The organism is Peribacillus simplex, assembly GCF_030123325.1.
GTDB classification, from domain to species: domain Bacteria; phylum Bacillota; class Bacilli; order Bacillales; family DSM-1321; genus Peribacillus; species Peribacillus simplex_D.
The window spans coordinates 1987568-1999872 of the sequence record NZ_CP126106.1 but is presented as its reverse complement, the minus strand read 5'-3'; the positions used below and the strand labels follow the sequence as shown (position 1 = coordinate 1999872).

General features: G+C 38.8%; 10 protein-coding genes. 3 read left to right on the top strand and 7 right to left on the bottom strand.

Annotation, left to right across the window (positions count from 1 at the left end):
- Positions 1–116 precede the first annotated feature (116 nt).
- Both QNH43_RS09590 and QNH43_RS09585 read right to left on the bottom strand, forming a co-directional pair.
- Positions 117–1460 carry an amino acid permease gene (locus QNH43_RS09590; protein WP_283917633.1) on the bottom strand — a complete coding sequence of 448 codons (1344 nt, stop codon included), beginning with the start codon at positions 1458–1460 and terminating at the stop codon, positions 117–119.
- A 21-nt stretch (positions 1461–1481) separates the two neighbouring features.
- Positions 1482–2300 (bottom strand): TIM barrel protein, encoded by an 819-nt coding sequence (locus QNH43_RS09585; protein ID WP_283917632.1) that lies wholly within the window; start codon positions 2298–2300, stop codon positions 1482–1484.
- Between the two features lie 534 nt (positions 2301–2834).
- On the opposite strand from QNH43_RS09585, the gene QNH43_RS09580 reads away from it, so the two are divergent.
- From QNH43_RS09580 to QNH43_RS09570, 3 genes are all read left to right on the top strand, one after another.
- Complete coding sequence (locus QNH43_RS09580; RefSeq protein WP_283917631.1) at positions 2835–4325, top strand: DHA2 family efflux MFS transporter permease subunit; 1491 nt, start codon at positions 2835–2837, stop codon at positions 4323–4325.
- Between the two features lie 287 nt (positions 4326–4612).
- The gene (locus tag QNH43_RS09575) at positions 4613–5194 is read left to right on the top strand and encodes a YitT family protein (protein WP_283917630.1); all 582 of its coding nucleotides are present in this window, start codon (positions 4613–4615) and stop codon (positions 5192–5194) included.
- 495 nt (positions 5195–5689) lie between these two features.
- Positions 5690–6097: a DoxX family protein gene (locus QNH43_RS09570; RefSeq protein WP_076368684.1), complete on the top strand. Its 408-nt coding sequence runs from the start codon at positions 5690–5692 to the stop codon at positions 6095–6097.
- Between the two features lie 93 nt (positions 6098–6190).
- Here the strand turns inward: QNH43_RS09570 and QNH43_RS09565 are convergent.
- The 5 genes from QNH43_RS09565 to QNH43_RS09545 form a co-directional block, all read right to left on the bottom strand.
- Positions 6191–7533 (bottom strand): IS3 family transposase gene (locus QNH43_RS09565; RefSeq protein WP_283917481.1). Its coding sequence is split into 2 segments (ribosomal slippage): positions 6191–7092 and positions 7092–7533, totalling 1344 coding nucleotides; the frame shifts between segments, so codons are not numbered across the junction.
- A 92-nt stretch (positions 7534–7625) separates the two neighbouring features.
- Positions 7626–8264 (bottom strand): class D sortase, encoded by a 639-nt coding sequence (locus QNH43_RS09560; protein ID WP_283917629.1) that lies wholly within the window; start codon positions 8262–8264, stop codon positions 7626–7628.
- 1 nt (position 8265) lies between these two features.
- Entirely contained in the window at positions 8266–9675 is a 1410-nt protein-coding gene (locus QNH43_RS09555; RefSeq protein ID WP_283917628.1) for a processed acidic surface protein, read from the bottom strand.
- Positions 9676–10177: 502 nt separating this feature from the next.
- Positions 10178–10645 (bottom strand): RidA family protein, encoded by a 468-nt coding sequence (locus QNH43_RS09550; protein WP_283917627.1) that lies wholly within the window; start codon positions 10643–10645, stop codon positions 10178–10180.
- Positions 10646–10745: 100 nt separating this feature from the next.
- Complete coding sequence (locus tag QNH43_RS09545; RefSeq protein WP_283917626.1) at positions 10746–12191, bottom strand: amino acid permease; 1446 nt, start codon at positions 12189–12191, stop codon at positions 10746–10748.
- Positions 12192–12305: the final 114 nt, after the last annotated feature.

The window sequence follows — 12305 nt, the reverse complement described above, 5'->3', positions numbered from 1 at the left end:
ATCTTCATTTATTTGTTATGTCTTGTATTATATTCAAACATAATAAAATTCACAATTGTTTTATTTTAAATTTTTAGGGCGTTCATCGAAGAGGCCTAACTTCCCTTAGCATTCTGCTAAGCGACGATATCGCTGTCGTTATTTTTCTTTGATCCATATTTCCTTTCCCAATAATAGTAAACCGGCAGACCTGTTGCGATAACGATCAACGCTGCAATCACTCCTTGAATTGGCGCCCAAGTAAATGTTCCCCAGGCCAGCCATGATGCTCCAAGAATAGCTAAAACCGTCGTTAATCTCCACATTGGCATACGATAGATTGGGTTATAATCATCCCTTTTACGACATTTATAAACAGCGGCAAAGTCCATAATGTTAATAATCAATTGGATCAGTGTGAAATAGCCTAGTAACACCGTTAAATTACTAAAGCACACAAGAATACATGCATACGTAACCTGAACGATGATGGAGAAACTTGGAGTTTCATATTTAGGATGGACTCTTGCAAAGCGTTGAAAGAATAGTCCGTCCTTTGCCATTGCATACTCAAGGCGGGGCTGAAACATTATGCAAGAGCTCAGCGAACCCAAGATAACAATAATCGCCGTAATGGCCACAAATGATGAGGCAATATCAGATAATCCCGGAATATATTTAACAGCTTCAGAAACTGCCGCATTGGAGTTCATTAATTCTTCAAATGGCATCAAGCCTATGACACAAACGGCTAGCAGCGTATATAAAGCCAACACGATGAATACCGAACTAATAAGAGCCCGCGGAAGTATTTTCCCTGGATTTTTGAACTCCCCAGCCATGAAACAAATCGCGGCCATCCCCGTATATGCCCATGTGGTTGCAGATACACCACCTATTAAACTTGAATTTTGGGTACCAGGTCCTGGAGTATAAGTAAAGTTACCAGGGTTCATATACATGATTCCCAGGACAATGACAATCAGGAAAGGAATGATTTTGATAGCCGTGATCATGACTTGGAAAAGACCTCCCTCTTTCACACTTCGATAATGAATCGATGTGATGAGCAGGATGATCGCAATACCCAATAATTTCCCGGCCACTCCTGAGAAAAATGGGAAAAAGGTTGCTAAATAAGAAACAATCGCTAATGCCATAATCGATATTGATGGAGGATCCAAAGCCCAGAAAGTGGCCCATCCATATAAAAATGCCAAAGGCCTCCATCCAGCTTTATTTAAATAAACGTAACCGCTTCCATTTTGGGGGTATGCCGTCGATAACTCTGCCAGCACCATTACTTGCGGTATGGCAATCACCCCGCCTATTATCCAGGCTAGAATAGAAATGGAAGGAGTACCCGCAGCCCTTGCAACATCACCTGATGAGACAAAAATACCCGACCCTATAGTAGTTCCAACAGCAATAGCCAGAGCAGACCAAAAACCCAGTTTTCTTGTAAGTGTGCCATTACTCATAAAGAGTTCCTCCAAATTAGATTAAATTCCCAATTCCCTTACTTTTTCAATAGATTTCATGATTGCAACCCTTGGATTTTGATAATAATTTGATCCCATAATCTCTAGAGTACAACTTCCTTTATAACGATGATCTTTAAGGCTTGTTAAGTATTCTCTCCAATTTAAAACCCCATCATCTAGTGCCAGATGCGAATCTGATTGACCATCTCCATCCATTAGGTGAAAATGGCTTAATTCGGGAAGGAAGGAAAAGTACTCATCAGGGGTTTCACCTGCCAGATGCATCGAAACTGTATCGATCATTCCTTTTAATGAGGAAGACTGGATTTCCTCTAACATTTTCTTTAACCCTATAGAGTCTATTACCAGATTGGATTCATATTTTGTTAATGGCTCTAAAGCAAGAATCAAACCTTCCATCTCAGCTACTTTGGTTAATTGAAAGATTGAGTCACTCGCATACTTCCATGATTCCTCTTGTGAGACGGAAAAGTCCCCTATTCCAGAAGTGATAAGCATCATGTTTGTGTCTAACTCCAGCGCGGCGTAAAGATTGTCCATAAAATATTCAATGCTTTTTTTTCGCCAATGAGCATCCGAGGATGCAATGTTATAAGGATAGATACATTGCTCTGGAGTATAGCAGATGATTTTCATATTTCTGGACTTAATTTCCCTTCTCAAACTTCTTATATTTTCTAGTATGTTGCGATAAACATATAGATGTGGCTCCCCACCCCATAATTCAATGCTTTTAATCTCAAGGTGATCCATGCAATCCAAAAAATAATGAAAAGGGAAATGCCTAAAAGTGATATTCATCCCTGCAATGTTCAATTATTTCACCTCCTCATAAAGACTTTTTATTTGTTATGCTTTGTATTATAATTAAACAGTACATTGATTGCAATGATTATTTTGAATATTTAAAAAACATTAATTCTCAACATACGGAAAAGGCGTGATTTTATTGCCCATCACACCTTTTTATCAATTAACTATTATTTAGTGAATACGAATGATAGAATGTTAAAGTATTTATACTAAAGGAAACAATTTTTCTGATACGTATTAAGTATTAGATTGGTGATTATTGTTCGAAGTATGGTATACCTGTAGAATGGATGTTAAACTGGGGGATTTCCTAAAAAAGAGAATATATCCTGGTTATTGTCAAGTAAGTTGCTAATGAAGAATAAACACCTCCAAAAGCCGTGAATTGAGGTTAATCTCCTTAAGATGGGGTATATCATTGGAAAATATAGGTTGGTTCACTTATAAACTTAGTGAAGTCGCTTTAACTTCTATAATTTTAAAAACTAGCAGACAGTACAATACGTACTATCCTAGCGGAAAGGACGTGCCATAATAATGAATCACGACAAAACAGCCATCACTAAAATTCGTACGGGTCCCATGTTTGCGGTGATGCTGGCTGGGGCTCTAGTCGCTTTCTTAAATCAGACTTTAATTAATATAGCATTGCCTCAATTAATGAATCACTTTGAAATCTCAGCTGCAACAGCTAACTGGCTTACTACAATCTTCCTATTGGTCAATGGGATCGTCATCCCTATCACTGCTTTCTTAATGGAACGTTTCAATACAAGGCAACTATATCTTGCTTCGATGGGACTTTTCGCTTTAGGAACTTTCCTATGTGGAATTGCCCCCAGCTTCTCCGTCTTATTGATTGGACGTGTGGTTCAAGCCGCCGGGGCGGGGATTTTATTCCCTTTGATCACAAATGTGATTTTCACTATATTTCCACCTAACAGACGCGGTTTCGCAATGGGCATATTTGGTATCGCGATGAATTTTGCCCCTGCTGTAGGACCGACGTTATCAGGATGGATTATACAAAACTACTCTTGGCGGGTTCTGTTTTTTGTCATTTTCCCATTTGCATTGCTTGACTTCATCTTTGCCATTTTCATCATCAAAAAAGTAGGGAAAACGAGTCGGCCTAAACTCGATAAAATGGGTGTAATTCTTTCCACTATCGGATTTGGCGGAGTTCTATATGGATTCGCTACAGGCGGTACCAAGGGATGGGACAGTCCCGAAGTACTGACGATGTTCCTTGTTGGGGGAATCAGTTTAGTTTTATTTGTCTGGAGGCAATTTACTGTATCCCATCCTATTTTGGAATTTAGAATTTTTCGGTATCGGATGTTCACTTTAACGACGGTTATCAACATCATCGCAACTATGGGTATGTTCTCTGGAATGATCATCATGCCAATCTATATGCAGAATATCCGGGGGTTTACCCCGATGGAATCCGGTCTCATGCTATTGCCTGGCGGGATTTTAATGGGGATCATGTCTCCTATCACAGGTAAGCTGTTCGATCGATTTGGTGCGAGATGGCTTGCGGTGAGCGGACTTGCCATCACTATCATTACAACCTATCTTTTAACGCGGCTTGAAACAGATACGTCCTATTCTTATGTGGTGTGGGTATATACTATTAGAATGTTCGGAATGTCGATACTGATGATGCCCATCTTCACTGCTGGATTAAATGAATTGGCACTTAGCCTAAATAAATATGGAACAGCAATGGTCAATACATTGAGAATGGTAGCAGGTGCTGTTGGCATGGCATTCTTTGTTTCCATCATGACAAACCAGGGAACGAAGCATGTTCAGGAAATCTTATCTCAAAGAAACATATCACCAGATAATACATCACAAATGGCCATGGCCATTAAACAAGGTAGCGTAATGGGAGTGGATGATGCATTCATGATTGCAACAGGATTGACCATAGTTGCATTCATACTGGCCTTTTATATACGGCAAACTTCACCTCAAGAAGATACCATTACAAATCGCCTATCAAAAAAAAGAGCTTGAATAAACAAGGCTAAATTCAACCTATTTTCCAAGGTATAAAAAATTCTTATAAAACTGACTTGCCCCATTAAGGCAAAAAAAAGAGACACTTTTTATGAGTGTCTCTTTTTTTTTGCCAAATTAATTCATGTGCTCAAGGTGACGGCATCCATTTAAATTTCAGAACATCATTTGGGGAGCAAAGCAAACAATACACAAATTGCAATGGTACTTTCATTATACTAAGTATATATTTACATTCCTCTCATATATTTTAAGATAATGATTTGGACAAGGGGAATGTTTTTATGAAAAAGTTCGTTACTCTGCTTTTTTCAAGTTTTTGCATTGGAGTAGGTCTTAATCTGTTCATTGTCCCCATTCATCTAATAAATGGCGGGATATTCGGAATAAGTTTGTTAATCAAATATGTTTGGGGAATCCAGGTTGGACATACCATGATCATGATCAACATTCCCATATACCTTGTATCTCTTCTATACGACAAGTCTTATTTCTTCAATGCCATCCTTGGGTTAGCTTTTACTTCAACCATTATTGATTGGCTAACACCACTAAACGGTTTGGTTCATCTACCGATCATAACGAGTGCCATTATCGGTGGAATGACGATTGGGATTGGTGTTGGTTTTATGCTGAGACAACATATTAGCCCCGGTGGAGTGGATTTACTGGCACTATTAATCGCTAAAACCACAGCAACTAATCCTGGAATCATTATTTTTATTATTGATTCACTCATAGTAATTGCGGGAATTATTATATTGAATGACTTAAAGTTAATGTATTCACTCATCACGATTTCCTGTGTCGGCATATGCGTCTCCTTTATCAATTCTTTTAAGGCAATAAACATTTTTATAAGATAAAGCCATACCTACAAGTGCTGCAACAGGGAAGACTGATCAAAGCATATCCCCCTATCGATATACATTTTGTTCGTGCTGCACCCATGATTTTGCACAGTTACTTGGGATTTCGCCCAGTTTACTCGTGAGTTCGGGCTGCACCCATGATTTCTCGCGTTTACTCGTGATTTCGCACCATTTACTCGTAAGTTTGGCCCTTTTACTCGTGAGTTTTGGCCTTTTACTCGTGAATTCAGCTTATTTACTCGTGAATTCGTGCTGCACACATGATTTCGCACATTTACTCTTGGGATCGGATTGTTGAAATTATCAGAATATTTTTCAAGAAAAAAACTGTAGGCAAACTCGCTTTTCTTCGAGTTTGCCTACAGTCGTGGCGCGATTCTTATTAAAGAATCGCGCCATGACTGTTGAAGTTCAATAATATAGAGTGCATTAAAAAAAGGAAAGCGGAATATGATTAAAATGTCAACCTAAGGGAGGGAATTTGAATAAATGAAAAAAATAAAAATTATATATTGGATTTTCACAGGGCTTTTGGTGGCACTAATGGTTTTGGGTTCTATTCCGGATATAATGTCTGTTCCCGATGCAGTCGCTTTATTTGATCATTTAGGTTATCCAACCTACCTTCTGCCCTTCATTGGAATAGCCAAATTATTAGGTGTCGCGGCAATACTCATTCCAGGTTTTCCGAGAATTAAGGAATGGGCTTATGCCGGTTTTGTATTTGATTTGACGGGTGCTATGTATTCAAGCATATCAGTGGGCGACCCTGCCAGTGGATGGCTGCTTTTCATTATCGGATATATATTGATAGCCGGCTCTTATATTTACCATCATAAAATATTAAAATCCGCTACATCGAGCACTTTGAGCAATAAGGATAGCTTAACAATATAATAATGTGAAATAATCTCGTCTCATATAAGAAGAATTGGAAATTAAAAGAGTCCCGATATGAAGTGAACCCAAAAAGTTAGACACTTTATTTAATTAGGCAACCTTGAGGGCATGAACCCGGTAATCTACTGGGCTCATGCCTTTTAGTTTTACTTTGATTCGTCGGTGATTGTAATAATGGATATAATCTTCCAGTTCTTTTTTGAAATGCTCCATGCTGTCGAACTTCTGTAAATAAAGTAATTCCGATTTCAGTAAGCCAAAGAAGTTTTCTATGACGGCATTGTCTAAACAATTTCCTTTGCGGGACATGCTTTGTATAATGTTATGTCTTTTCAAATCATGTGAGTATTGTTTCATCTGGTAATGCCAGCCCTGATCTGAATGGAGAACGGGGGAATCTTTCGATTCCAATCGCATAAAGGCTTGGTCTAGCATCTTGGAGACTAAGGGATAAACAGGACGTGATTCGATATTGTAAGCAATGATCTCTCCATTAAATAAATCTAGAATGGGCGATAAATACAACTTCTCACCGTGTAAATGAAATTCAGTTACGTCCGTAACCCATTTTTGATTTGGCTTTGTTGCCTTAAAATTACGATTGAGGATATTAGGCGCAACCTTTCCAATCTTGCCTTTGTATGAACGGTATTTCTTCATACGGACCAGACACTTTAGTCCCAACTCCTTCATCAATCGAAGGACCGTTTTATGGTTCATTGAAATCCCTCTATTACGTAATTCCAATGTAATGCGTCGATACCCATATCTCCCTTTATTCGTATGAAATATCTCCTGAATAACTGGCTTTATTTCTTCGTATTTATCCTGACGCCCGAAGGCGTTTATCCAATAATAATAGGTACTCCTTGCCAGATTTGCGACGGACAGAAGTAGCTTTAAATTAAAATCTCCCCTTAGCTCATGTACTACTTTCGCTTTTTGCGTTCGGACGCTTCGCTTTCTTGAACTAAGGCTCTCAACTTTTTTAAATATGCATTCTCTGCACGTAATCTTTCATTTTCAGCCTGTAACGCCTCTAATGACCCTTCTACTGGTTTTTTCTTCGTTTCTTTTTTCATGGATGGACGCCCCTTTTTCTTCGTTTCAAGAGCGTCAACTCCGTACTCCTCCAATTGCTTTAGCCAATTAGTAATGGTAGAAGGAGAAGCAATGTTATACACAGCAGCTGCATGGGTACTAGACACTCCAAAATCGTTCATATAGTTTAGTACATCCATCTTAAAGCTAATATCATAATTTGTATAGGTAGACATTAGCCCATCTATCCCATGTTCTTTATAATGCGCCACCCATTGCTTTAAAGGAGTCAAACTGATATTAAATTGATTGGCTACAGTTCTAAATGAGTCCATTCCTTCTAAATAAACAAGGACAGCTTTTAATTTCAACTCTAATGAATATTTTGTCATAAAAAAAGCACCTCCAATTGTTAGATGGTGTCTAACAATTGGGGTGCAGTTCATTATCGGGACTCTTTTTTTAGAACATAAAAAGTTGCTTATTAAGAACTTACCTTTTTTGAAGACAAATAAGCGACAAGTATATAGCGTTCAGGTGCCGCCCCGATATAATCAAAGGGATAACAGGTACTGACTGTTAGCGTTGCCCGTGGCTTTGGTACGATAACGGTGCGATCATCCTTATCCACAATTCGAACTTTGTTGACTTTGTATGTGAACTCGCCTGCCGATGTTCTTACAATCAACAAATCTCCTTCGCCAACTTGCCCGAGTTTACGGAATACCGTATCTCTATGACCGGAAAGAACGGAATTGTCTTTTTCACCTGGTAGTACACTTCCTGCGAAGTGACCAACGCCTTTTTCCAATTCATCCTCGTTTGTGCCATGGAAAATAGGGAGTTTGGCTTTTAGTTTGGGTATATACAGTTCCCCGATTTCTTCACCCGTTTTAGGGCGGACAGGATATAGCTCTTTCTTTGTTGTTTTTTTACTTATTGGTTCACTACTTGGTGGCTTCTGAACAGTTTCATTCACTTGGCTGCTTGGAGTATGAGTCTTGTAAAGAAAGTAGCCTTTTGCAAACTTATACATATTGGATGTGGAAAACCAAACCCCAAATAAAATGATGGCAATTGTGCAAGAAAGCAGAAGCAACCGCCTTTTCTTTAATTGTTTCATATTAAGCTTTCCTGATTTTTCGATACATCAAGCTTCCGAACAAGACAATGCATAGTCCTAAAAGGGCATTAGGGATATAATCGGAAGCGGTATTTGGTAGTTTAGCCCCTTTTACAGTTTGATGTTCCGAATTAGTATGAGTGCTGATCTTTTGTTTTACTGGTTTAGCAACTGGTGCCTTTTCAATGGTCTTTTGCACCTCTTTAGCAGATTCCTTTATTTGTCCGCCTGCATTGGTAAGTGTGTCGGAATCTACCATATCACCTGTTATTAAAAGATCAGCCAGGAACTTTCCGTCAGTAGAGTATATCTCTATTTTCAGGTTAGCACCTTTCAGTTCTTCCAATTTCATTAAATCCAAAAGGGTTACAGGGGATTCCGAGCCACTTTTCACAAGGGAATAGGATACATTCAGCTTAAAGATGGAAAGTAATTCTTCATAGATTGATGCCATTTCAGCTATCTGTTCAGCTGTAAGCTCGGTTGCTACATCAAATTCCTCGAAAGCCATCATGCGGTTGCCCAATTCTTCAAGTCGCTTGACTGTTTCCGGATTGGAAAGATGGTCTTCCAAAGACATTAAGTGGTCTTCAAGCCGCTGTAATTCTTCTTCCGTTAAACCGAGTTCTTCCTCGAAAATAGGAAGGAAATCTTCGGCAACTTCACCATCTATTCCCCCACCAGTAAGGTTCCAAACAGTTTCTTCAAGATTATCTATGTAAATATAATCGTTAATATCTTCACCATTTTCTTCCAACATTTGAAGCAACGCTTGTTTATCCAATCCATAATTCTCATTAAAATAATCTAAGTTGCTTAGGTCTGCCTTTATCACGTCACCTAAGAATTCGCTAAGCTCAGCGACAGATTCGAATTCTTCCGTGCTAAGATCATAGAGTTCCAATGACGCTTCGATATCTTCTTTTGTTACTTCGAAGCCTCTTTCTTTGCTAACCTTGGCTAAATAATTGACAAATTCTTTGTCAAAGTTTGGATCGCGTTCAAAATCGCCCTCTTCTGCATAGAAATAAACAGCCTCATCGAGGTCCCAGATAAAAATATAATCGTCAAGTTCTTCGCCATTTTCATGCAATAGTTTAATTAGGCTCTCATTAGTTAGATTATAATCTTCATAAATGACATCTAAATTACTTAAATCCGCTTTAATAACTTCGCCCAAGGCATCTTTAAGATCATCAATAGATTCAAAGTTTTCAATACTCTCATCGTAAAAAGAAAGAGACGTTTCAATATCATCCTTCGTCACTTCAAAACCTCTAACAAGGCTTACCTCCTTTAAATACTTTGTGAGTTCTTGCTCAAAATTTTTGCTTGGTGCTGCCATCGCTAATTGCGGGAATAAGCTAATTAACAACGTAAATGAAAGTAAAATGGTCCACAGTTTTTTCATACTTTTCTCCTATTCATAACATTTCATATGTTTCAAGAAAATTATAATTCAATAACAATAATTTAACAATGAAGTTATTTTTTCCAATAAGGGAAAATTGCTATCTTAATTACTTTGCTAACAAACTTTTTAACAGCACATACATCTATTTACGCTTATAATGACGTATTTCTTCCTATTAATATATCGAATTACAAAAACTGTGCCTCTAGATAAAAGAATTTTTAATTTTCGTATGCCTACTAAAATTAATTAATGCGAATTAAGCTTTGAGGGGTAGTTACTTTTTGTAAGTCTTATTCTTTTTCGAATTCTAATATTTTCACTTTCGTGTTATTCTGCCTTTTCATAACAAGAAATTCACACACTTTTATTGTAGTTCTCACAAGTATGGTCCCCTCCCCCTAAAGGTTACATCCATTACACAATATAAAAAAACGCAAACCCTTACGTTTCAAGGGTTTGCGTTCTGACTGATTTCATTCATTGATAGCGATACCTATTAATTTTCAATTCTTCCTTCACTAATCATAGCTTCAACATCTATCTCCATTAGCATTTCCGGCATAGCAAAACCACTTACTATTAGACCAGTACTGCAAGGATAAACATCTTTAAAATGTTCGGCTATTACGGGATAAACTTTACTTCGATCTTCCCGATCAAGCAAGTACACGGTAATCTTACAAATATCATAGACTGAACCGCCCGCTTCTTCAATAAGCTGCCTAACGCACTTACATGCCTGATCAGCTTGTTTCACCACATCTCCAATCCCATGAAAATTACCGTCTAAATCAAAACCAGTTTGCCCTCTTAAGAAGATTCTGTTTCCTGCCCTTACTGCCATGCTAAACTCGTTTACAATATGATGCTCCGGCTTTCCCAACGTTGAAGGATAATACTGATCTGTTTTGAACTTTCTAAATCTCTTAATCCCTGAATTTTTAACTTCTCCCAGTCCTGTCATAACATCCAATACCTCCAGTTCATTATTTTATTACCTAATTAAATAATGTCCTCCCAAGATTTATTCTTGGGGATTTCCCACAACATAAAAATTAACGTTTTCACTCACCTACAGTAGCATCGGCATAGTCCTCACTCTCTTCAGCAATCTGCCCATTTTTCCGTTTACTGTACCAAGACCGTACTAAATAGGCTACAAGAATCACACCGAAACTCGCTAAACTGAGAAGAAGTTGCGAACGTGTACCAGGAATCCATGCCATTGCTATAAGCACTACGAACATCCAGATAATGGCTACATAAGACAGATAGGGAAATAACCACATTTTCAACTTTAATTTCTCAGGAGCTTCCTGTTCTAACCTTCGTCGCAGACGGATTTGAGCGAAAGCGAGCACCAAATAGTAGAATAGGCTAATTGCCCCAGCGGAATTGATTAAAAATAAAAAAACTGTCCGTGGAAAAAAGTAGTTTAAAACAACGCCTACATATCCAAAGACCGTCCCTGCCAGTATTGCCCTGACCGGAACGCCCCTTTTATTAAGTTTGATGAGAAATTTTGGTGCGTCTCCCTGTCTGGTTAAGGTAAATAAACTTCTAGACGTAATGTACAGACAAGAATTAAGCGAACTGAGTACTGCGGTAAGAACGACTACTTGCATTAGCGAAGAAGCGAAAGGAATACCTAATCGTTCTAGTGCAATCGCAAACGGGCTTTGAATAGCAATGCCAGCAAACTCGAAATTCCATGGCACGATTGCAACGATGAAGAAGACAGAGAGGATATAAAAGAATAAGATTCGATACATGACTTGATTGGTAGCTTTCGCCGCATATTTTGCCGGCTGATCGGACTCTGCAGCTGCAATGGTGGCAATTTCTGCCCCTCCCATCGAGAAAAGTACAGTAACGCTTCCCACTAGAGCTGCAACGATCCCATTTGGAAAGAAGCCGCCTGCTGTATACAGGTTCGAGAGACCGGGTGATTCACCAGGCCATAGCCCAAGAGTATATATGGCTCCAAAGACAATGAAGAAGGTTATCGCGAATATCTTAATAGATGCGAACCAAAACTCAGTTTCAGCGAATGAACGCACCGAGTAAAGGTTGGTCAAAGTGAGCACCACTAATAATACCAAGCACAATATCCAAGGTGGAATATCCGGAAAATAATTCACAAGTATTCCTGCACCAGCTACAGCCTCAATTGCAGCCACGATCACCCACATATACCAATAGAGCCAGCCAACACTAAATCCAGCCCAATTCCCCAATCCTGACCGTGCATATTCGGAAATTGAACCGACAGATGGTTGTGCCACTGCCATTTCACCTATCATGCGCATGATTAAAAGCATGAGAATTCCTGACAAAGTATAACTGATAACAGCCGCCGGCCCTGTTGAATTGATGACCGCACCACTTCCAACGAAGAGCCCGGCTCCGATGATGCCACCGAGTGCTATCATTGTTACGTGCCGGTTCTTTAACGTGTTTTGGAGTTTGTCCTGTGTAAATGAATCCTGCTTGGTGTAATTATCCGCCATAGTTTCACCTTCCTTTTACTATTGGTTTAATTTCAGCCGATTTTCCATTTCACGGTACTAGCATATCTACTCTACTTACTGAAGGGGTGTCTTCGACTTATTAAGATTATCTTC